Origin of the sequence: Nocardioides sp. YR527 (genome assembly GCF_900101045.1) — a bacterium.
In the GTDB taxonomy this organism is placed as follows: domain Bacteria; phylum Actinomycetota; class Actinomycetes; order Propionibacteriales; family Nocardioidaceae; genus Nocardioides.
Window position 1 is genome coordinate 211548 of sequence record NZ_FNFN01000003.1, and the last position, 21650, is coordinate 233197.

Consider the following 21650-nt stretch of genomic DNA (forward strand, 5'->3'; position numbering starts at 1 on the left):
ACTGCAAAGAGATCTTTGCAAATATATTTATGCGGTTTCGCTGAATATGGAGTAACCAGGTGAACAAAGCCCGGATAGCGCAGTTACCCTGTCGGGGTGACGACTGATGCCGCGCCGCCCACGCCGACCTCCACCCCGACGGTGGCGATCATCGGAGGAGGAGCCAGCGGCACGCTGACCGCGATCAACCTGCTCCGCCGCGGTGCTTCGGTGACATTGTTCGAGTCGCGCGGCGAGGCTGGTTACGGAGTGGCCTATTCGACGACCGACGGCCGCCATCTCCTCAACGTCCGGGCCAACAACATGTCGGGTTTCCCCGACGACCGTGACGATCTGCTCGACTGGGCGGCCGAGGCCGGCATCGAGCTCGGCCCGATCGACTTCCTGCCCCGGCGCGACTACGCGCGCTACCTGCGCGACCGGCTCGCGAGCGCTGCCGAGGGTGGTCCGGGGGCGTTTGAGATCGTCGGCGAGACGGTCATCGACGTCGAGCCGGTCGGTGCCGGTTTCCGGGTGCTGACCAGCGACGACGAAGGACATGTGGCCGACGCCGTCGTCCTCGCGTACGGCAACCCGCCGCCCCAGCCGCTGGCGGGACTCCCCGAGGCGCCGTGGAACCTGTCGGACCCCTGGGACGTGGCCCGGATCAGCGCACTGCCTGTCGATGCGACCGTGCTCGTCGTCGGCACCGGCCTGACCGCCGTCGACACGACCGTCACGCTCCTCGACGACGCCCCGGACCGCCGGGTGATCATGGTCAGCCGCCACGGCCTGGTCCCCAACCCCCACGTCGACGACCAGTTCACCTCTTGGGTCACTCCGATCCCCGACGGCCCGCTGACCGCCGACGGCATCGCCTCGCTCGTACGCGACCAGATCGAGCACGCGGCCCGCCTCGGCGTCGACTGGCGAGCCGTCATCGACGGCCTCCGCGGCCCGACCCAGTCGATCTGGCGCCGCCTGCCCGAGCCGGAGCGCCGTCGCTTCCGCGAGGTCTACGCCCGCGAGTGGGAGGTACGCCGCCACCGCATGGCTCCGCGCATCGCCGCCCTCCTCGACGCCTACCGGGCAGAGGGACGCCTGGAGATCCTCGGCGGCGGGGTGCTCGGCTCCCGGGTCGACGGCGCGCGGAATGGGACCGCCCAGCCGGTCATCACGCTGGCCGACGGCGACCGCGAGGTCACCGCGGTGATCAACTGCACCGGCCCCTCACCCGACATCACCCGCACCGACAACCCGCTCCTGCTCGCGCTCCAGAAGCGCGGCCTGATCGCCCCCGACCCTCTCCGCCTCGGCATCGACGTCACCGAGGACGGCCACGCCATCGGAGCGGACGGCAGCGTCGTACCGAATCTTCTGACCGTCGGCCCGCCCTGCAAGGGCGCGCTCTACGAGGCCACCGCCATCCCCGAGATCCGAGGACAAGCAGCCTCCGTAGCCGCCCACCTCACCAGCGGTGACGGCGGCTCGACCAGCGACTAACCGAGGTGGAGCTGGCGGTCGGTGCGCGCGAAGGTCTCGGCGGCGAGCTCGGGGTCGGCGCTGAGCTCGGCACCGGTGGCCGGGATCATCGCCTTGAGCTGGGGCTGCCAGCCGTCCCAACGGTCGGGGAAGCAGCGGCGCAGGACGTTGACCATGATGGCCGGGGCGGTCGAGGCACCGGGCGAGGCGCCCAGGAGACCCGCGATGGTGCCGTCCTCGGCGGTGATGACCTCGGTGCCGAACTGGAGTACGCCGTCGGGGCGGATGACCTGCACCCGCTGACCGGCGATGATCCGCTCCCAGTCCTTGCGGTCCGCGGCGGGGAAGAAGTCCTGGAGGTCGTCGAACTTCTTGCGCGGCGAGCGCAGCAGCTCCTTGACCAGGTAGACGGTGAGGTCCATGTTGGTGAGCCCGGCCCGCAGCATCGGCAGCAGGTTGTGGGGCCGCACCGAGAGGAACAGGTCGGTGAGCGAGCCGGTCTTGAGGAAGCGCGGGCTCCAGCCGGCGTACGGACCGAACATCAGGTGGGTCTTGCCCTCGACGTAACGGGTGTCGAGGTGGGGCACCGACATCGGCGGAGCGCCGACGGCGGCCTTGCCGTAGGCCTTGGCGCGGTGCTGGGCGACGAGCTCCGGCTTGGACGTACGCAGGAACTCACCGGAGACGGGGAAGCCGCCGAAGCCGCGGATCTCCCGGATGGCGGCCTTCTGCAGCAGCGGCAGCGCGTAGCCGCCGGCGCCGACGAAGACGAAGCGGGAACGCAGGTGGTACTTACCGGTCTCGTTGCGGCCGTAGACGTGCCAGAAGCCGTCCATCGTCTGGTGCAGGTCGGTGACCTCGGACCCGGTCTCCAGGTCGGCGCCCTTGTCGACCAGGGTGCGGGTCAGCATCGAGGTGAGCGAGCCGAAGTCGACGTCGGTGCCGGCGTTGGTCCAGGTCGCCGCGACGGGCTCGTCGGCGAGGGACTTCGCGGAGCGACCCTCGAGCAGCAGCGGAGCCCAGCCCTTGATGACCTCGGGGTCCTCGCTGAACTCCATCCCGCCGAAGAGCGGGTGGACCGACAGCGCCTCGTAGCGCTTGCGGAGGTAGTCGACGTTCTCGGCACCCCACACGAAGGACATGTGCGGAACGGTGTGGATGAACTTGTCCGGGTCCGGGATCCGGCCGTTCTCGACCAGGAAGGACCACAGCTGACGGGAGAGCTGGAACTGCTCGTTGACGTTGACGGCCTTGGAGATGTCGACCGAGCCGTCGGCCTTCTGCGGGCTGTAGTTGAGCTCGCACAGCGCGGAGTGACCGGTGCCGGCGTTGTTCCACGGGCCGGAGGACTCGACGGCGAGCGAGTCGAGCCGCTCGATCATCTTGATGGACCAGCTGGGCTCCAGCTCCTGGAGGAGCACGCCCAGGGTGGCGCTCATGATGCCGCCGCCGATCAGCACTACGTCAAGAGGTTCGTCCACAGGTCTTTTGTCTCGCTTTTGGGGCCGCAATGGTTAATCGGGGTCCTTAGATCGGTCTAACTTGTGGGCAACTTCACTGCCCGGACCCGATCGTGTTTCTGGCTGCCATTGTGGCCCACCGCACATGCCGGGGACAGAACAGGGTGGAGTTACGCTCGGCCGGTGCCACGCCTCTCTGACTCTCACCGCGCCTGGATCGATGAAGCCGTACGCCGCGTCGAGGCCGACGCACAGCGCTCGGCCGACACCCATCTGCACGTCGTTCCGCTCCCCGCCCGCGGCGGTGCGAGCGGCGGTGTCGATCTCTATCTGAAGGACGAGTCGGTCCATCCCACGGGCTCGCTGAAGCACCGTCTGGCCCGGTCCCTGTTCCTCTACGCGGTCTGCAACGGCTGGCTCCACGAGGGCTCGACCGTCGTCGAGGCCTCTTCGGGATCCACAGCCGTCTCGGAGGCCTACTTCGCCGGCCTTCTCGGGCTGCCGTTCGTCGCGGTGATGCCGCGCTCGACCTCGGAGGAGAAGGTGCGCCTGATCGAGTGGCACGGCGGCCGCTGCCACTTCGTGGATCGAGCTCCCGACATGTACGCGGAGGCCGAGCGCCTCGCCCGCGAGTGCGACGGCCACTACATGGACCAGTTCACCTACGCCGAGCGGGCCACCGACTGGCGCGGCAACAACAACATCGCCGAGTCGATCTTCGACCAGATGTCGCAGGAGCGACACCCGGTACCGACCTGGATCGTCGTCTCGGCCGGCACCGGCGGCACCTCGGCGACGATCGGCCGCTACCTCCACTACCGCCGTCACCCCACCAAGCTGCTGGTCGCCGACCCGGAGAACTCCGCCTTCTACGGCGGCTGGGAGACGGACACCTCCGACTACGCCACCGGCATGCCCTCGCGCATCGAGGGGATCGGCCGGCCGCGCGTCGAGCCGTCCTTCGTCGGCGGGGTCGTCGACGACATGGTTCAGGTCCCCGACGCGGCGTCGATCGCGACGATGCGCTGGCTCTCGACCCGGATGGGCCGCTCGGTCGGCCCCTCGACGGGCACGAACGTGTGGGCATCGCTGGGTGTCGTACGCGAGATGGGGGAGGCCGGCACCGCGGGCAGCGTCGTCTCGCTGCTGTGCGACTCCGGGGAGCGCTACCGCTCGTCCTACTACGACGACGGCTGGGTGAGCGAGAAGGGCATCGACCTGGCCCCGTACGCCTCGGCTCTCGCCGACTACGAGCGCACCGGCGTCCTCGTCGACCCGTCCTGACGCGCCCAGATCCGCAGCCCCAGCGTCATCACGGCCCAGACAGCGGCGATCAGCGCGATCTCGCTGAGGATGTAGAACGGCCACGGACCGAGCAGGTCGAGCATCGAGGCGAACTCCGGCTTGCGCCGCAGGTAGCCGTAGTTCGCGTCGAGGACGAGGTTGAGGACGTACGCCACCACGGCCCACGCCGCGGTGGTCGCGACCGTCCAGCCGTAGCCACGCCAGCCGGGTAGCAGCTTGAGCCCGAAGACCAGGTAGACGGCGGCCAGCACGACCATCAGGTGCATCACCCAGAAGGTGATGTAGCTGACGTCGGGGAAGTCCATCACGTCCGGGGTGAACACGCCCTGCGTGGTCAGGGTGAGGCCCCAGAAGCAGGTCAGCGCGGTCGGGTAGGGATGGTGGGTCCACAGCGCGATCGCCGCCGCGATCCACGCCAGATCACACAGCTGGACCGGCAGGTCGATGAAGAGGTCGAAGTCGGTGACCCACTCGTGACCCAGCAGCGGGATCACCGTGAGCGGAAGCGCGATCGCGAATCCTCGGGAGAATCTCGACGGCTTCGCGTCGGTCCGCTGCCGCCTGCCCAGCCAGACCACGGCCACGATCCCCGCTGTGAGCAGGGACAACGGCACCAGATGGGTCAGACCGTAAGCCTGCATATCGGAAGTCTGACGGGATTCTCGAAAAAATTCTTCCCAACCCGCGTCATGGGTAGGCGGGTGGCCCGTTTCATCGGCGAGAAGTTCGTCCGCCGGTGGGGGGTGGACGAACTTCACGGTGGCGGTCCCTCTGAATGCACACCGCGGGGGTGGTGTGCAATCAGAGGGACGCCTCGCTTTTCGGCGCAGCCCGTCGGCGAGCCGTTCCGGTCACCGCGGTCGCGTAGAGGTCCTCGTCGTGATGGATCTCCGCGAGGAGCCCCTGCCCCCGCATCAGGCTCGCCGTGACGGGCGCCTGCTCCTGGCCGGCCTCGATCACGAGTACGCCCCCAGGGGCCAGATGCTTCGGCGCCTGCTCGATCACGCGACGCTGCACCTCGAGCCCGTCCGTGCCGCCGTCGAGAGCCACGTGGTGCTCGTGGTCGCGCGCCTCGGGCGGCATGTTCCGGATCTGGTCGCTCGGCACGTAGGGAGCGTTGGCCACGATCACGTCGAGCTGGAGGTCGTGGGGCAGCGGGTCGTACAGGTCGCCGAGGAGCACCCGGCTCGGCGGCAGATTCTGTCGTGCGCACTCCACTGCGGCCGGATCGATGTCGGTGGCCCAGACCTCGGCGTCCGGGACACGTGCTGCGATGGCGGCGCCCAAAGCGCCGGTCCCGCAGCCGAGGTCGAGCACCTTCCGGACCGCGCCTCGCCCAGCCTGCCGGAGGGCGAGCTCGACCATCAGCGCCGAGCGCTGCCGGGGCACGAACACCCCCGGCGCGACCCGGATCCGGAGCCCGCAGAACTCGGCCCAGCCCAGGATGAGCTCCAGCGGCTCGCCGGCCACGCGGCGTACGACCATCTCCTCCCGCTCCCGGGCGGTGACCGGGGCGGACTCGAGCAGCGCCGCCTCGTCCTCGGCGAAGACACAGCCGGCGGCGCGGAGCCGGGCGACGAGCCCCGGATCGGGAGATGTGGAGGTCATTGGAGAAGATTGGCACGTGGACGCCGTGACCCTGATCGGTTTTATCGTGGCCGGATATGCCGCGTTCGTGACGATCGCGGCCGTGCTCGGCGTGGTCCTGAAGGCGCCGCGGCCGAAGTGGCTGGACCAGGTGGCGTGGATGCTGGAGATCCTGGCGGTCGTGCTCGCGATCGGAGCGCTGGCGGCCTGGTCGGGCGGACGCAAGCCCGAGTCGCTGTCGACCTTCCTCGGCTATCTGGGGGCGCTGGTGTGCCTGATGCCGCTGGCGCTGCAGACGATGCGCGCGGACCGCTCGACCTGGTCCTCGGGCGTGATCGCGGCGGCGGCCCTGGCGACGGGCGTCGTGGCCGTACGCGTCATGATGGTCCGGTGACCGAGACTTCCGCCAAGACCCGTTCCGGTCCGCATCTGGTGCTGCTGACCGTCTATGCGATCTTCGTGCTCGCCGCGGGAGCCAGGTCGCTGGTGCAGGTCTTCACCCACTTCGACGAGGCCCCGATCGCCTACTCGCTCTCGGTGGTCGCCGCGGCGACGTACGTCGCGGGCTGGTTCGCGATCCGCCGGGCGGCCGCTGGGTCGGCGGGTTTCGCGAAGGTCATGCTGTGGATCGAGCTGGCCGGCGTGATCGTCGTCGGTGTCCTGTCCTTGGCCGTGCCGTCCTGGTTCCCGGACGACTCGGTATGGTCGAAGTTCGGGAGCGGATACGGATTCGTTCCCGCACTGTTGCCGATCCTGGGTCTGCTCTGGCTCTGGCGAGGCCGACCGAAGGAGAACGATGAGTCAGTCGACAGCCACCGCCATCTCGCCTGACTCGGGGGAGCACTGGTCCGCTCCCGGCGCGTGGACCGTCGCCGACGGCGTACATCGGATCCCGCTGCCGCTGCCGATGGACGGGCTCAAGGCGGTCAACATCTACGTCCTCGAGGGCGACGACGGGCTCTCGCTGGTCGACGGCGGCTGGGCGATCACCGAGGGGCGCTCGGCGCTGGAGGCCGGGCTGAAGAAGCTCGGCTTCGGGTTCGCCGACATCCGCCGGTTCCTGGTCACCCACGTGCATCGCGATCACTACACGCTCGCTTCGGTGCTCGGTCAGGAGTACGGCGCGGACGTCCTCCTCGGCGCCGGCGACCGGCCCACGCTCGAGCTCACCAACGGTCATCTCGACGGCTGGGTCTCCACCGATCGGATCCTCGCTCACGCGGGGGCGCACGAGCTCGCCGCGGAGTGGGCCGCGAGCCCGCCTCCCGTGCCGGACCTGTCCCACTGGCGCATGCCCTCGCAGTGGTTGGAGGGCGACGTACGCCTCGACGTGGCCGGTCGCGACCTCGACGCCGTGCACACCCCTGGTCACACCCAGGGCCACTACGTCTATGCCGACCTGGCCGGCTCGGTCCTGTTCGCCGGCGACCACGTGCTGCCCACGATCACGCCGTCGATCGGTTTCGAGCCGGTGCCGGTCATCGACCCGCTGGGCGACTTCATGGCCTCGCTGACCAAGGTCCGCACCCTGCCCGACCTGCGCCTTCTCCCCGCCCACGGCCCGGTCGCCTCGTCGTCGCACGCCCGCGTCGACGAGCTCCTGGCCCACCACGAGTCCCGGCTGGCCCAGTCGCTGGCCTCCCTGAAGGCCGGCCGGCGCTCGGCGCTCGAGGTCGCGGGCGACCTCGGCTGGACCCGCCACGAGCGTGCCCTCGAGTCGCTCGACTACTTCAACGCCGGCCTCGCGGTCATGGAGACCAAGGCCCACCTCGAGCTGTTGGCGGCGCGCGGTCAGGCCACCCGTGAGGAGACCGAGGCGAGCGTGCTGTTCGCCCCCGTCAGCGGGTGAGGCGCATCGGGGTGTGGGGGATGTCGTCCTCGAGGAACTCCTCGCCGTCCTTCGCGAACCCGAACTTGGCGTACCAGCCGGCCAGCGGAGTCTGAGCGTCGAGGACGATGTCGCGGTCGGTGACGGCCTCGACGGCGGCCTGCATGATCACGTCGGCCAGACCCTGACCGCGGTGGGAGGGGGCGAGGACGACGCGGCCGATCCGCCACGCGTCGCCGTCGTCGAGGATGCGGGCGGTGCCGGCGAGCTGGTCGCCGTCGGAGAGCACCACGTGAAGCGTCGACGGCTCGAGGTCGCGGCCGTCCAGGTCGAGGTAGGGGCAGTCCTGCTCGACGATGAAGACCTCCTGGCGGAGCTGCCACAGGGCGTACGCGGTCTTCGGGGGAAGGTCGTCGAAGGACGAGATGGCGACGTCGGTCATGGCTGAATTCTCGCAAGCAGTAGTGTTGGCGGGAACAGACAGGGGAGGCCGGGAGGCCTGAGAGTGCGGCGAACAGCGCCGCAGACCCTCCGAACCTGCTCCGGTTGATACCGGCGAAGGGAGTCAGGAATGCGCATGCGTAAGCCTGCCATCGCGGCCACTGCGATCACTGCTGTCTCGGCGATGCTGCTGTCCGCGTGCGGGGGCAGCCCCGCCGAGCCGGACGCCGAGAAGTCGAGCGGGTCGAAGGGGGCCGACGACAAGGCGGTCGTGCTGCTGACGCACGACAGCTTCACGCTGCCGAAGGAGGTGCTGGCCGAGTTCACCGAGAAGACCGGCTACACCGCCGAGATCCGGCACGCCGGCGACGGTGGCGAGCTGACCACCAAGGTCGCCATGGACACCGGCAACCCCGACGGTGACGCGGTCTTCGGCGTCGACAACACCTTCGCCAGCCGTGCGATCGACCAGGGCGCGCTGGAGGCCTACACGCCGAAGACGGTCCCGGCCGGGGTCGACGAGTTCAACCTCCCGGGCGACGAGAAGCACTTCCTCACCCCGGTCGACAACGGCAGCGTGTGCGTCAACATCGACACCGAGTGGTTCGCGGCGAAGAAGCTGACGCCGCCGGAGTCGCTCGACGATCTGGCCGAGCCGGCGTACAAGGATCTCTTCGTGACCCCCGGCGCGGCGACGTCGACGCCGGGCATGGCGTTCCTGCTGGCGACCGTCGCCGAGTACGGCGAGGACGGCTGGGCCGACTACTGGGGCAAGCTGATGGACAACGGCACCAAGGTCGTCGACGGCTGGGACCAGGCCTACTACTCCGACTTCACCCAGGGCGGCGGGAAGGGGACGAGGCCGATCGTCCTCTCCTACGACTCCTCGCCGGCCTTCACCGTCAAGGACGGGGCGTCGACGACGAAGGCGCTGCTGGACACCTGCTTCCGTCAGGTCGAGTACGCCGGCGTGCTCGAGGGTGCCGACCACCCCGAGGGCGCCCAGGCGCTGATCGACTTCCTGCTCTCGGACAGCGTGCAGAAGGCCTTGCCGGAGAGCATGTACGTCTTCCCCGTCTCCTCCGGCGTCGAGCTGCCCGCCGACTGGGCGAAGTTCGCGCAGCAGCCCACCGAACCGCTCTCCGTCGAGCCCGATGAGATCGACGAGAACCGGGAAGCGTGGCTGGCGACCTGGAGCGACACGATCGCGCAGTGAGCTCCACCCGTCGTGCTGTGACCCGGCGAATCGCGACCCTGGTCGCGCTCGCCGCTCTCCCGGTGGCCGTGCTGGCGGTCTTCTTCGTCCTGCCGGTCGTGGGGATGGTGCAGCGCGGTCTGTTCTTCGAAGGGTCCTTCGATCCGTCGGTCGTGTCCAGGATCATCGGGCGCCCGGAGATCCAGCGGGCGCTCTGGTTCACGCTGTGGTCCTCGGGGCTGGCGACGGTGCTGAGCGTCGCGCTCGGACTGCCGGCCGCGTACGCGCTCTATCGGCTGAGCTTTCCGATGCAGCGGGTCATCCGGGCGGGGCTCCTGGTGCCGTTCGTACTTCCCACCGTCGTCGTCGGGGTCGCCTTCCGCGAGCTCATCGGCGAGGCTGGGCTGTTGGCCGGGTGGGGGCTCGACGGGACACCGACCGCGATCATCCTCGGTCTGGTCTTCTTCAACGCCTCGGTGGTGATCCGCGCGGTCGGGGCGGCCTGGGAGTCGCTCGACCCGCGTCCCGGTGAGGCCGCTGCCGCGCTGGGCGCCTCGCCTTCCCGGGTCCTGTTGACGATCACCCTGCCGGCGCTGCGGCCCGCGATCGTCTCCGCGGCGTCGGTGGTCTTCCTCTTCTGCGCCACCGCGTTCGGGATCGTGCTCACCCTCGGCGGGGTGCGCTACAACAGCATCGAGACCGAGATCTACAAGCTGACCTTCACCCTGTTCGACCTTCCGGGCGCCGCCGTGCTGTCGGTGCTCCAGCTGGTGGTCGTCGTCGGGTTGCTGGTCGTGGCCGGCCGGCTGCGCTCGGTGCCGGACCCCGCGCAGTCCCGGGTCGTCGTACGCCGCCGGCGGGTCTCGGTGCGAGACATCCCGGCCCTGTTGTCGACGTCGGTGCTGGTCCTGCTGGTCGCCGGTCCGCTGCTCGCCCTGCTGCTCGGGTCGCTGCGGGTCGAGGACCGGTGGAGCCTCGGGAACTACGGGGCTCTACAGACTCCCGGGTTCGATCCGCCGCTGCCGGTGCCGGCCACGACCGCGCTGTTGACCTCGCTGGCGGTCGCGGTGCAGGCCTCGTTGGTCGCGCTGGCCCTCGGGCTGCTGGTGGCCTTCGCGGTGACGCGTCGGTCCCGTTCCGTGGCCGAGCGGCGGGTGCGTTCCGTCCTGGACGGGCTGTTCATGGTGCCGCTCGGGGTCAGCGCCGTCACCCTGGGGCTCGGGCTCTACCTGACCCTCGGGTCGGCCCCGCTCGACTTCCGCGACGAGCCGTGGCTCGTGCCGTTGGCGCAGGCGCTGGTGGCGTTGCCCCTGGTGGTGAGGACGTTGGTGCCGGTCCTGGGGTCGGTCGACGACCGGCTGCGCCAGGCCGCCGCCGGGCTCGGCGCGGGGCCGTTGCGCGCGGTCATGACCGTGGACGTACCTGCCATCTGGAAGCCCCTCCTCGCCTCCTCCGGCTTCGCCTTCGCGGCGTCGCTCGGCGAGTTCGGTGCGACCTCCTTCCTCGTCCGCGAGGAGAACCCCACCCTCCCCGTCGTCATCCTCCGGCTGCTGTCCCGTCCGGGCTCGGACAACTACGGCATGGCTCTCGCCGCCGCCTGCGTCCTCGCCGCCGCCACCGCTGTCGTGATGCTCCTCGTCGAGCGTCTCCGCGTCCCTTCGATCGGAGCACTGTGATCCGAGAAGTCACCCCCGTCGGCCGAGGCGTCACGTACGTCGGCCGAGACGTCACGACCGTGCCAACTCGGCCGACCGGGCTGACGCTTCGGCAGGATCGAGGTTGCGATGCTGTCGCTGCGTGAGGTGTCGGTGGCGTACGACGGGAAGGCGGCCGTCTCGGACGTCAGCCTGGAGCTGGCGGACGGAGGGGTGCTGGCGCTGCTCGGGCCGTCGGGGTCGGGGAAGTCGACGCTGCTGCGGGCCGTGGCCGGGCTGGAGCCGGCGGCGGGGGAGATCAGCTGGGACGGGCGGTCGCTGCGTGGGGTGCCGACACACAAGCGTGGCTTCGCGCTGATGTTCCAGGACGGGCAGCTGTTTCCGCACCTCAGTGCCGCTGACAACGTCGCCTACGCGATGCGGTTGCGCCGCATCCCGGCCGCCGACCGTACGAAGAAGGTCGCCGACCTGCTGGAGCTCGTCGGCCTGGGTGGCTACCAGGACCGTCTGCCGGGCACGCTGAGCGGTGGCGAGCGACAACGGGTCGCGCTGGCGCGGGCGCTCGCGGTCGAACCGCGGCTGCTGCTCCTCGACGAGCCGCTCTCCGCGCTCGATGCCGGACTGAGGGAACGGCTCGCCGGCGACCTGCGGCGGATCCTGCACGAGGCGGGCACCACGGCGCTGATGGTCACCCACGACCAGGAGGAGGCCTTCGCGGTGGCCGACCGGATCGCACTCCTGCGAGACGGGCGCCTGGTGCAGGAGGGGACCCTGCGGGAGGTGTGGGCGAGGCCGACGGACACCTGGGCCGCCCTGTTCCTGGGCTACGCCCGGGTGCTCGAGGGACCGGCGGCGTACACGGTCCTGAAGGCCGCCGGGATGGCACCGGCCGGTGCGGTGGCGCTGCGCCGTTCTGCCTTCGTCGCCGATCCGGCCGGACCGCTCTCCGGCACCGTGGTCTCGGCCAGGGCGACGCCGGAGCAGCACCGGCTCGTCGTACGTCTCGATGACGTCGGTGAGGTCGATGCCGTCGCCGACTCGGCGCCGGCGCCGGGGGAGTCGGTCACGTTGAGGGTCGAGCCGAACAGGTTGGCCATCCCGGAATCGTCAGAGCAACCACCCGCCACTTAGAATTAGCGGCTATGTATCGCCGCGCTCAGATCTTCCTCGTCAGCAGCGCGCTGATCTTCGGCCTGATCGCAGTCGTGACCGCGCAGATCGTCGACAAGCGCATGCTCGACCCGGAGGGCTTCCTCGGACCGTCCTGGCTCCGCCTTCCCCTCCTCGTCGGAGCTGCGCTCCTCGTCGACCTGGTGCCACGCACGCTGTGGTTGGCGAAGTTCAGGTGGAAGGACATGGGGCCGATCTTCAAGGAGCGGGTCCGCACCCACTGGACCCGTGAGCGGCTGACGCTCGTGGCGATGGGCATCGTCTGCTTCTACCTGGTCTACGTCTGCTACCGGAACCTCAAGTCGTTCCTGCCGTTCGTGGTGCCGGAGACCTACGAGTTCGACCACGAGCTGCACCTGATCGACAAGGCGGTGCTCTTCGGCTCCGACCCGGCGATCCTGCTCCACGATCTGCTCGGCACCGGCTGGGTGGCGTGGTTCCTCTCCTACATCTACATGTGGTTCCTGCCGCTGGTGCCGTTCGCGGTCGCCGGCTGGCTGGTGTGGTCGCGCAACCTCGCCTACGGCTACTGGTTCGTGAGCTCGCAGTGCATCGCCTGGATCCTCGGCACGGTCTCCTACTACTGCCTGCCGACGGTCGGTCCGGGCCTGCAGTACCCCTATCTCTACGCCGATCTGCCGGACACGCCCGCCAGCAGCCTGATGGAGTCGCTGGTCTTCACCCGACAACACGTCCTCTTCGACGTCGACGCCAACGTCGTGCAGTCGGTCGGTGGCTTCGCCTCGCTGCACTGCGGCATCACCCTGCTGGTGGCGCTGATGATCCAGGCCACGATCAACAACAAGATCGCCCGCTGGGCCGGCTGGATCAACTTCGGGATCACCGTCGTGGCGACCGTCTACTTCGGCTGGCACTACCTCGCCGACGACATCGCGGGCTGCATGATCGCGCTCGTCGCCTACTACGTCGGTGGCCTGGTGGCCAACCAGAAGTTCCAGCGCAAGGGCGTGCGGCGGCTCATCCCCGAGTCCGACGAGATCGCCGAACGCGAGGCGAAGGTCGCCCACGAGCTGACCTGATCCCGGCCCGAGGCGACATAGGGTGGCGGCGTGAACGCCATCGATGCCGCTGCACTGACTTCACTTCTCGACGGGCGATATGCCGGGGTCCGACAGGACGTACGCAAGGCCCTGGCCGAGCGCGCCGACTTCCTCGACGAGGTCGAGGAGCTGCCTCGGGCCGAGTACCGGGAGCGGGTGCGCGAGACGCTTCTCGACGTCTCCGCGACCGGTCTGACCGGGCTCGGGTTTCCCAAGGAGTACGGCGGTGGCGGTGACGTCGGCGCCTCCATCGCCGCCTTCGAGGAGATGGCCGGCGGCGACCTGTCGCTGCTGGTGAAGTCGGGTGTGCAGTTCGGGCTCTTCGGCGGCGCGATCCTGCAGCTCGGCACGGCACGTCACCACGACCGCTACCTCGCCGACATCGTGTCCGGGCGCCTGCTCGGCTGCTTCGCGATGACCGAGCACGGCCACGGGTCCAACGTGGCCGCGGTGGGGACGGTGGCGACCTACGATCCGGCCACGGACGAGTTCGTCATCGAGACGACCCGCGAGGATGCGTACAAGGACTACATCGGCAACGCCGCGGCTCATGGCGAGCTCGCGGTCGTCTTCGCCCAGCTCGTGGTCGGGGGCGAGGAGCGTGGCGTCCACGCTCTCGTGGTGCCGATCCGCGTCTCCGGCGAGCCTGCGCCCGGGGTCAGGATCGCGGACGACGGACCCAAGATGGGGCTCAACGGCGTCGACAACGGACGGCTCTGGTTCTCGGGCGTGCGGGTGCCGCGTACGTCTCTGCTGAACCGCTTCGCGGACGTCACCGAGGCCGGCGAGTACGTCTCCGAGATCGAGTCCGCCGGGCGGCGCTTCTTCACCATGCTCGGCACACTCGTGCAGGGACGCGTCTCGGTCGGCGGGGCCGGGATCCGGGCCTCGGAGGTCGCGCTGACGATCGCGGTCCGCTACGCGCTGCGGCGCCGGCAGTTCGAGGCTTCCTCGGACGCCGAGGAGTCGCTGCTCCTCGACTACGGCCAGCACCAGCGGCGGCTGCTGCCGCTGGTCGCGCGGACCTATGCGCTGCGCTTCGCGCAGGAGGTCGTACGCGACGACCTGCACGACGTCTTCTCCGGCGTCACGACCTCCGAGCACGCCCGGCGCGAGCTCGAGTCGCGAGCGGCCGGCACCAAGGCCCTGGCGACCTGGCACGCGACCCGGACGATCCAGGAGTGCCGGGAGGCGTGCGGCGGGGCGGGCTACCTGGCCTCCAACCGGTTCGCGGCCCTGAAGGCCGACACCGACGTCTTCACGACCTTCGAGGGCGACAACACGGTGCTGCTGCAGCTGGTCGCCAAGGGGCTGCTCACCGGCTACTCGAGCGAGTTCGAGGAGATGGACCAGCTCGACCTCGTACGCTTCGTCGCCGGTCTCGCCGTCGAGACCGTCCTGGAGCGGACCGCCGTGCACAAGCTGCTCGAGCGGGTCCGCGACGTCGTTCCGATCGCGGGCGAGCGGGAGCCGGACATCCTCGACGCCGACTACCACCTGGCGATGCTCCGCTTCCGCGAGGAGCACATGCTCGCCGGCGTCGCCCGGCGCCTGCAGTCAGGCGTCAAGGCCGGGCGCGAGCCCGGGGCGGTCTTCTCGAGCGTGCAGGACCACGTCATCGGCGTCGCCCATGCGCACGTCGAGCGGCTGATCCACGAGGCGTTCCGGGAGAAGGTCCGCGGGCTGCCGTCGGGGGCCGTGCGGGATCTGATGGACACCGTCTGCGACCTCAGCGCCCTCTCGGTCATCGAGGCCGACCGCGCCTGGTTCATGGAGCACGGCCGCCTCTCCTCCGAGCGCTCGAAGGCCATCACCGCCGAGGTCAACCGCCTCTGCCGCCAGCTGCGCCCCGACGCGCGGCTGCTCGTCGACGGCTTCGGCGTGCCGGAGGAGCTGTTGCGGTCGGGGGATCTGATCGGCTGAGGGCGGCGGCGGGGCGGATGCTCACCGAGGTAACTCGGTTGGGTCGCACTGACTTCGCGGAGTTCCGCGAAGGCAGTGCTCGTTCGCCGAGTTACCTCGGTGAGCATCCACCCGCACATGGTGCAAGACGTGGGCCGCTGGCAATCCACAGGCGACGTTCGGGACCGGGTTATCCACAGCGAGTCCATTTGCGGTCGGAAATGTCAGTGCAGGGACGAAGCCTGGACGCATGGACCCACTACGAATCATCACCGCCGGCGAAGGCTTCTTCACACGCCGCGAAGCGAAGAACGCCGGCTACGCAGACCGCGAGATCACCGCGGTCGTCCGTCAGGGTGCATGGCATCGGATCAGGCGCGGTGCCTACGTGTTCGCCGACGAATGGGCAGCGCTCGACCCGGTCGGACGCCATCGAGTGCGAGCCCGAGCCGTGCAGCGTTCGCTGGGCGGCAAGATCGCGCTGAGCCACGTGTCCGGCATGGTCGCTCACGGGATCGACTTGTGGGGCGTCGACCTTGCCAAGGTGCATGTGACCAGGCTCGATGGTGCCGGAAGACCGCTCGAGGGAGACGTCGTCCATCACTTGGGTGCTGTCCGGGAGGACGAGATCGAGACACGCGACGGGCTGCGTACGCTGCCTGCGGTTCGATGCGTGCTGGAGACGAGCCTGCAGGCCAACGACGAGGTCACTCAGTGTCTCCTCGACGCCGGGCTCAGAGCGAAGGCATTCACGAAGGAGGAGCTGATCGTCGAATACGAGCGGATGAATCAGTGGCCCTTCAGCCACCCGCTCGGACTCGCTGTCACTCACGCGGATCCGGTATCGGGATCGATCGGGGAGTCGCGGTGTCTGTGGCTGTTCCGCATCGGAGGCCTGCCGCGCCCGGAGCTTCAGGTACCTGTCTATCGAGCGGACGGTTCACTGGTCGGCATCGTCGACTTCGCGTGGCCGCAGTTCCGGTTGTTCGGTGAGTTCGACGGCAAGGTGAAATACGGAAAGCTGCTCAAGCCTGGTCAGTCGCCCAGCGATGCAGTGTTCGAGGAGAAGGTGCGCGAGGACGAGATCCGAGAGATCACCGACTACGGTTTCGTGCGCGTCATCTGGGATGACCTGGACAGCCCCCGCCGGACGTTGGGTCGGTTCGAGTCCCGGATGCGGATGGCCGGCTGAGCCCCAGCGGGTGGTTGACTGGCGACGTGGCCAGGCTGATCCTCATCAACGGAATGCCCGGGGTGGGAAAGTCGACGCTTGCCAGGTGTTTCGCGGCCGACCATCCCGGCACACTGGTGTGTGACATCGACATCCTGCGCACCTACATCAGCGGGTGGCGAGAAGACTTCATCGGCGCCGGCGCACGGATCAGGCCGGCGGCGCTGGGGCTGATCCGGGGCTACCTGAGCGAGTCCGGCGACGTTGTGCTTCCGCAGTTGTTCGCCAGAGTCAGCGAGCTCCAACGCTTCGAGAGGGCGGCGAACGACGCCGGCGCCGAATTCGTGGAGGTCATGCTCGAGGCTGTCGAGGACGACGCTCTGAGCCGTTTCCACGCGCGCGACGACGGCAGCGATCCATGGCACCCGATCGTAAGAGAGATCGTCGCGGAGTCCGGTGGCGACGAGCACCTCCGGGCGTACGCTGCCGGGCTCACCGACCTGGTGGCACAACGCCCCGCGACCAAGGTCGTCCAGAGCATCGCGGGCGAGGTGGACGCGACGTACGCCTTCCTGCGCGCCGCGCTCGGTGAATGCTGACCGAGTTACCTCGGTAAACAGACACTGCCTTCGTGGAACTCCACGAAGGCAGTGCGACTCGACCGAGTTACCTCGGTCAACATCCGCGGCCCGACCGAGTTGCCTCGGTCAAGATCCAGTAGGACTCAGTGAGCGGTGTTCTTGAACCGGTCGATGGAGGCGGCGATCTCCGACTCCGCGGCAGCCTTGCCGACCCAGTCGGAGCCCTTGACGGACTTGCCGGGCTCGAGGTCCTTGTAGTGCTCGAAGAAGTGCTTGATCTCGTTGAGCGTCCACTCGTCGACGTCCGCGAGGTCCTGGATGTGATCGAAGCGGGGGTCGCAGGGGACGCAGAGGACCTTCTCGTCCTGGCCCTTCTCGTCTTCCATGACGTACATCGCGACCGGACGGGCCTCGACCAGCACGCCGGGGAAGAGCGGGTAAGGGGTGAGCACCAGCGCGTCGAGCGGGTCACCATCCCCACCGAGGGTGTCTTCGATGTAGCCGTAGTCTGCGGGGTACATCATGGAGGTGAACAGCACGCGGTCGAGTCGAAGCCGGTTCGACTCGTGGTCCACCTCGTACTTGTTGCGGGATCCCTTGGGGACCTCGATCAGTACGTCGAACTCCTGCGTCACTTCTGCCTCCAGACAAACCCAAAACGGAATGCCGGACAGTCTGACACCGATCGGCGCCAGATCCGGCATCGAGGAGGATATCCGTGGAGCCCCAGAGCGCGCCGAAGTGGCCTTCCGAGGAGCCCGAGGAGGGCCGCGGAAAGCTCGTGGTCGTGCTGCCGCTGGTGCTCGCGCTGCTGGTGGGGGCCGCGGCGGCGGCGTACGCCTTGGGGTGGGTCCGCTACGCCCGCGGCAACGTCGCGCCGACGCCACCGCCGGCCCAGCTGAGCATCGCGGAAGTCAGCCCCGCGGCGGTCGCGGGAGAGCAGACCAAGGCCCCGGGGAAGCCCGATCAGGCCGCGCTGGAGCAGGTGATGCGGGAGATGGTCCGCGACAAGCGGCTCGGCAAGCACCTCAAGGCGGCGATCGCGCCGCTCGAGGGTGCCCCGCTGGTCACCCACGGCACCGGGGCCGCGACCCCGGCGAGCGTCACGAAGGTGCTGACCAGCGTCGCGGTGCTCGAGGCGTACGGCCCGGAGCGCAGGTTCGAGACCAGCACCACGCTCGAGGGGAGCACCGTCACCCTCGTCGGCGGTGGTGACGCATCTCTCAGCAGCAACGACCTCGACACCCTCGCCGCCGAGACGGCCCGGGAGCTGGGCGCCACCAAGACGGTGAGACTCGCCTACGACGACAGTCTCTTCGACGGCCCGACGATCAGCCCGGCTTGGCGAGCGACCTATCTGGGTGGCGAGGTCGGCGGGATCACCGCGCTCTCCGTCGACCACGGCGGCTCGCAGGCGACCGGCTACAGCCGGGACCCCTCGAGGCAGGCCGCCGAGCAGTTCAGGAAGGCCCTTGCCAAGCACGGGATCAAGGTCGCCGGCAAGCCGACCAGGGGGACGAAGGCAGGCGCCCAGCTCGCCGTGCACCAGGGCGACACCCTCCGAGAGATCGTCGAGTACACGCTGCAGCACAGCGACAACCAGCTCGCCGAGATCCTCGCGCGCCACGTCGGCGTCGCGGAAGGAGCACCGACGTTCGACGGCTCGACGGCGGCGATCACAGCCACGCTGAAGGAGCTCGGCATCGACACCACCGGCCTGGTCCTCCGCGACGGCTCCGGCCTCTCCCGGCAGAACCTGATCCCGCCGACCCTGCTGGTGAGCACGCTCCAGACCGCAGCCAGGCCCAACCGTCCCGAGCTCGCGCCGGCGCTGACCGGCCTCCCGGTCGCCGGCTGGGTCGGCTCGCTCTCGCGGCGGTTCAACTTCGACGCCGAACCGGGTCGCGGCCGCGTCCGGGCGAAGACCGGCACCCTCACCGGAGTCTCCGGGCTCTCCGGCATCGCGGTCGACGCCCGCGGCACGCCGTTCGTCGTCGTACTCATGGCCGACGGGTTCAAGCCGGAGCAGACCCTGGACGTACGCGACGCCCTCGATGACGCGATGACGGCGGTCGCGACGTGTCGATGCTCGGCATAGGTCGGGTCGGCTACGGTCGTACGCATGACCCATCGTGCTGAGGACCCTGCCCCGTCCGGAGCGACCATGGTCGACTGGGACCTGGCCGTACGCCTCGGTGCGACGGTCGCCGGAGACGGCCCGATCGTCTCGCGCAGCGAGGCCCGGCACGCGGTCGAGGAGCTGCGCGCCGACGCCGCCAAGGCGACCGAGTTCGTACGCGCCTTCACCGGGCTGGACGCGCCGCGCGACACCGCGCCGGTCCTGGTGGTGGACCGAAGGGGCTGGATCCAGGCCAACGCCGACACCTTCGCCCACGTGATCTCGCCGGTGGTCGACCGGATCACGGCGAAGCGTGCCCCGGGTGCCCTCACCCAGGCGGTCGGCTCCAAGATCAGCGCGGCCGAGGTCGGCGGTCTGCTCGGTTTCATGTCCTCGAAGATCCTCGGCCAGTTCGACCCGTTCTTCGGGCCGTCGGGACGGCTGCTGCTGGTCGCGCCCAACGCCGTCCACGTCGAGCGTGAGCTCGGTCTGGACCCGACCGACTTCCGGCTGTGGGTCTGCCTCCACGAGGAGACCCACCGGGTCCAGTTCACCGCCAGCCCGTGGATGCGCGACCACCTCTTCGCCCAGATCGAGGGCCTCTCCGAAGCGATGGACCCGGCCTCGATCTTCGACGGTGGGATGCAGCGCGTCACCGATGCGCTCAAGGGCAACGGCAGCATCGTGGACGCGTTCGCCAAGCCCGAGCAGAAGGAGATCATCGACCGGGTCACCGGGATGATGTCGCTGCTCGAGGGCCATGCCGACGTGGTCATGGACGACGTCGGCCCCGGCGTGATCCCGAGCGTCACCACGATCCGCAAGGCCTTCAACAAGCGCCGCCAGGGCATCGGCGTCCTCGACCGCCTGCTGCGCCGCCTGCTCGGGCTGGAGGCCAAGATGGCGCAGTACCGCGACGGCGCGAAGTTCGTACGCCACGTGGTCGACCGGGTCGGCATGGAGGAGTTCAACGCCGTCTTCGTCGGCCCCGAGAACCTCCCGACCAAGGCCGAGATCGTCGAGCCGGACGCCTGGGTGTCCCGGGTCCTGTGAGTCCGGCTTGAGCCTGCACCCCTCCCTGGCAGCCGTACGCCGCCCCGTCCGTGCCACGCTCGAACGGCTCGAGCCGGGCGAGAAGGTGATCGTGGCCTGCTCCGGGGGAGCGGACTCCCTGGCGCTCGCATCCGCCGCGGTCTTCGAGGGTCACAAGCTCGGGCTGCACATCATCGGCGCGACCGTCGACCACGGGCTGCAGGAAGGCAGCCGGGCACAGGCCGCGAAGGTCGTCGGGCAGCTCGCCCAGATGGGTGTCGACGAGACCGTGACCGCGACGGTGGAGGTCAAGGCCGACGGCGAAGGTCCCGAGGCTGCGGCACGACAGGCCCGCTATGCCGTCCTCGACCAGCTCGCCGAGCGCCTCGGCGCGAGCGTGATCCTGCTCGGCCACACCCGTGACGACCAGGCCGAGACCGTGCTCCTGGGCCTGACCAGGGGATCGGGCGCGCGTAGCCTCTCCGGGATGCGAGCCGGGTTCGACCGCTACCGCAGGCCGCTCCTCGACACCACCAGGATCGACACCGAGACCGCCTGCCAGGTCGAGGGAATCGACATCTGGCAGGACCCGCACAACCGCGACTTCGCCTACACCCGCGCGCGCATCCGCCACCGGGTCCTGCCGACGCTCGAGGAGGACCTCGGGCCGGGGGTCGCCGCCGCGCTGGCCCGCACGGCCGAGCAACTCCGTGAGGACGCCGACTTCATCGACGACATCGCCGAGGCGATGCACCGCGAGCTCGGCGGATCCCTCCCGGTCGAGACCCTCGCCGGGTATCCGTCCGCCATCCGCACCAGGGTCCTCAGGATCGCGGCGCTCGAGGCCGGCAGCCCGCCCGCGGAGCTCACTCGCGAGCACGTCAAGGCCGTCGACGAGCTGATCACCGGCTGGCGCGGCCAGCGCTGGATCGACCTTCCCGGCCACCTGCGGGCGCGGCGTACGGGCTCCTTGATCGTCTTCGAATCGGGCCCGTTCACGGGGAGCATTTAGAGTGACGTTCATGGACACCGAGTACGTCGGCGACGACCTCGTGAAGACCCTGTTCACCCACGACGAGATCCAGGCGAAGGTCGAGGAGATGGCCCGCCGGATCGAGAAGGACTACGAGGGCGAGGAGCTGCTGATCGTCGGCGTCCTGCGTGGCGCGGTGATGATCATGGCCGATCTCGCCCGCGCCCTGAACCGCCACGTCGAGATGGACTGGATGGCGGTCTCCTCCTACGGCTCCGGCACGAAGTCGTCCGGCGTGGTGCGGATCCTGAAGGACCTCGACACCGACGTCACCGGCAAGCACGTGCTCGTCGTCGACGAGATCATCGACTCCGGCCTGACCCTGACCTGGCTGACCTCCAACCTCACCAGCCGCGGCCCGGCGAGCATCGAGATCGCCACCCTGCTCCGTAAGCCCGAGGCGGTCAGCATGCCGGTCGAGGTGAAGTACGTCGGCTGGGACATCCCCGACGAGTTCGTGGTCGGCTACGGCCTCGACTTCAACGAGAAGTACCGCAACCTGCGCGACATCTCGACCCTCGCGCCGCACATCTACAGCTGAGCCTCGGTCAGGGCGTGCTTTCGCTGACGGCGGAACCGCTCAGGTGGGTTCGGGCACGATTTGGCGTGTACCGTCGTTCTAAATGACGTGCGCGCTGCCCTGCGTGCA

At 69.3% G+C, this 21650-nt stretch carries 21 protein-coding genes, 1 pseudogene and 1 riboswitch; of the genes and pseudogenes, 17 read left to right on the forward strand and 5 right to left on the reverse strand.

Annotated features, from left to right (window positions below; genetic code table 11):
* The first annotated feature begins 96 nt into the window (after positions 1-96).
* Positions 97-1482, forward strand: a complete 1386-nt coding sequence (locus tag BLT25_RS09620) for an FAD/NAD(P)-binding protein (RefSeq protein ID WP_256328525.1) — start codon at positions 97-99, stop codon at positions 1480-1482.
* Here the strand turns inward: BLT25_RS09620 and BLT25_RS09625 are convergent.
* Complete coding sequence (locus BLT25_RS09625) at positions 1479-2942, reverse strand: malate:quinone oxidoreductase (RefSeq protein ID WP_091044877.1); 1464 nt, start codon at positions 2940-2942, stop codon at positions 1479-1481. The genes BLT25_RS09620 and BLT25_RS09625 overlap by 4 nt on opposite strands.
* A 162-nt stretch (positions 2943-3104) precedes the next feature.
* Here BLT25_RS09625 and BLT25_RS09630 point away from each other — a divergent pair, with 162 nt between their 5' ends.
* Positions 3105-4205, forward strand: coding sequence for an L-cysteine desulfhydrase Cds1 (locus tag BLT25_RS09630; protein WP_091044884.1), 1101 nt, complete (start codon positions 3105-3107; stop codon positions 4203-4205).
* Here the strand turns inward: BLT25_RS09630 and BLT25_RS09635 are convergent.
* Together BLT25_RS09635 and BLT25_RS09640 are read right to left on the reverse strand one after the other, a co-directional pair.
* Positions 4169-4867 carry a YwaF family protein gene (locus tag BLT25_RS09635; protein WP_091044885.1) on the reverse strand — a complete coding sequence of 233 codons (699 nt, stop codon included), beginning with the start codon at positions 4865-4867 and terminating at the stop codon, positions 4169-4171. The genes BLT25_RS09630 and BLT25_RS09635 overlap by 37 nt on opposite strands.
* A 160-nt stretch (positions 4868-5027) precedes the next feature.
* Complete coding sequence (locus BLT25_RS09640) at positions 5028-5834, reverse strand: putative protein N(5)-glutamine methyltransferase (protein ID WP_091044886.1); 807 nt, start codon at positions 5832-5834, stop codon at positions 5028-5030.
* A gap of 16 nt (positions 5835-5850) precedes the next feature.
* Here BLT25_RS09640 and BLT25_RS09645 point away from each other — a divergent pair, with 16 nt between their 5' ends.
* The 3 genes from BLT25_RS09645 to BLT25_RS09655 are packed head-to-tail and all read left to right on the forward strand — an operon-like array spanning position 5851 to position 7662.
* On the forward strand, positions 5851-6207 hold the full coding sequence (locus BLT25_RS09645; RefSeq protein WP_091044887.1) for a hypothetical protein: 357 nt from the start codon (positions 5851-5853) through the stop codon (positions 6205-6207).
* Positions 6204-6644, forward strand: a complete 441-nt coding sequence (locus BLT25_RS09650; RefSeq protein WP_091044888.1) for a hypothetical protein — start codon at positions 6204-6206, stop codon at positions 6642-6644. Before BLT25_RS09645 ends, BLT25_RS09650 begins: the two co-directional genes overlap by 4 nt.
* On the forward strand, positions 6610-7662 hold the full coding sequence (locus tag BLT25_RS09655) for an MBL fold metallo-hydrolase (protein WP_091044890.1): 1053 nt from the start codon (positions 6610-6612) through the stop codon (positions 7660-7662). Before BLT25_RS09650 ends, BLT25_RS09655 begins: the two co-directional genes overlap by 35 nt.
* On the opposite strand, the gene BLT25_RS09660 is transcribed toward BLT25_RS09655, so the two are convergent.
* Positions 7652-8083: a GNAT family N-acetyltransferase gene (locus BLT25_RS09660; RefSeq protein WP_091044893.1), complete on the reverse strand. Its 432-nt coding sequence runs from the start codon at positions 8081-8083 to the stop codon at positions 7652-7654. The two genes, BLT25_RS09655 and BLT25_RS09660, sit on opposite strands and share 11 nt — an antisense overlap.
* A gap of 30 nt (positions 8084-8113) precedes the next feature.
* Positions 8114-8222, forward strand: a riboswitch (TPP riboswitch).
* Here BLT25_RS09660 and BLT25_RS09665 point away from each other — a divergent pair.
* From BLT25_RS09665 to BLT25_RS09695, 8 genes and pseudogenes are all read left to right on the forward strand, one after another.
* Positions 8219-9298, forward strand: a complete 1080-nt coding sequence (locus tag BLT25_RS09665) for a thiamine ABC transporter substrate-binding protein (protein WP_256328526.1) — start codon at positions 8219-8221, stop codon at positions 9296-9298. Its footprint overlaps the riboswitch before it by 4 nt.
* Positions 9295-10953, forward strand: a complete 1659-nt coding sequence (locus BLT25_RS09670) for an ABC transporter permease (RefSeq protein ID WP_256328527.1) — start codon at positions 9295-9297, stop codon at positions 10951-10953. The genes BLT25_RS09665 and BLT25_RS09670 overlap by 4 nt, the downstream gene beginning before the upstream one ends.
* A 108-nt stretch (positions 10954-11061) precedes the next feature.
* Positions 11062-12063, forward strand: a complete 1002-nt coding sequence (locus tag BLT25_RS09675) for an ABC transporter ATP-binding protein (RefSeq protein ID WP_091044902.1) — start codon at positions 11062-11064, stop codon at positions 12061-12063.
* Positions 12064-12074: 11 nt separating this feature from the next.
* On the forward strand, positions 12075-13142 hold the full coding sequence (locus BLT25_RS09680) for a phosphatase PAP2 family protein (RefSeq protein WP_091044904.1): 1068 nt from the start codon (positions 12075-12077) through the stop codon (positions 13140-13142).
* Positions 13143-13172: 30 nt separating this feature from the next.
* Positions 13173-15086: an acyl-CoA dehydrogenase family protein gene (locus BLT25_RS09685; protein ID WP_091044906.1), complete on the forward strand. Its 1914-nt coding sequence runs from the start codon at positions 13173-13175 to the stop codon at positions 15084-15086.
* A gap of 229 nt (positions 15087-15315) precedes the next feature.
* Positions 15316-15450 (forward strand): annotated as a pseudogene (locus tag BLT25_RS30685) (type IV toxin-antitoxin system AbiEi family antitoxin domain-containing protein); the annotation flags it as partial.
* A 3-nt stretch (positions 15451-15453) separates the two neighbouring features.
* Positions 15454-16257: a hypothetical protein gene (locus BLT25_RS09690; protein ID WP_143033696.1), complete on the forward strand. Its 804-nt coding sequence runs from the start codon at positions 15454-15456 to the stop codon at positions 16255-16257.
* 26 nt (positions 16258-16283) lie between these two features.
* Positions 16284-16835 (forward strand): P-loop nucleotide/nucleoside kinase family protein, encoded by a 552-nt coding sequence (locus BLT25_RS09695; protein ID WP_091044909.1) that lies wholly within the window; start codon positions 16284-16286, stop codon positions 16833-16835.
* A gap of 125 nt (positions 16836-16960) precedes the next feature.
* Here BLT25_RS09695 and BLT25_RS09700 read toward each other — a convergent pair whose 3' ends face one another.
* Entirely contained in the window at positions 16961-17452 is a 492-nt protein-coding gene (locus BLT25_RS09700; RefSeq protein WP_091044911.1) for an inorganic diphosphatase, read from the reverse strand.
* A gap of 83 nt (positions 17453-17535) precedes the next feature.
* Between BLT25_RS09700 and dacB the strand changes: the two genes are divergently transcribed.
* From dacB to hpt, 4 genes are read left to right on the forward strand one after another with little or no spacing between them, the layout of a single operon-like run.
* The gene (gene dacB, locus BLT25_RS09705; protein ID WP_091044913.1) at positions 17536-18915 is read left to right on the forward strand and encodes a D-alanyl-D-alanine carboxypeptidase/D-alanyl-D-alanine endopeptidase; all 1380 of its coding nucleotides are present in this window, start codon (positions 17536-17538) and stop codon (positions 18913-18915) included.
* 24 nt (positions 18916-18939) lie between these two features.
* Entirely contained in the window at positions 18940-19989 is a 1050-nt protein-coding gene (locus BLT25_RS09710) for a zinc-dependent metalloprotease (protein ID WP_256328528.1), read from the forward strand.
* Between the two features lie 7 nt (positions 19990-19996).
* Entirely contained in the window at positions 19997-20980 is a 984-nt protein-coding gene (tilS, locus tag BLT25_RS09715) for a tRNA lysidine(34) synthetase TilS (RefSeq protein ID WP_091044916.1), read from the forward strand.
* Between the two features lie 10 nt (positions 20981-20990).
* Positions 20991-21542 carry a hypoxanthine phosphoribosyltransferase gene (gene hpt / locus BLT25_RS09720; protein WP_091046204.1) on the forward strand — a complete coding sequence of 184 codons (552 nt, stop codon included), beginning with the start codon at positions 20991-20993 and terminating at the stop codon, positions 21540-21542.
* Positions 21543-21650: the final 108 nt, after the last annotated feature.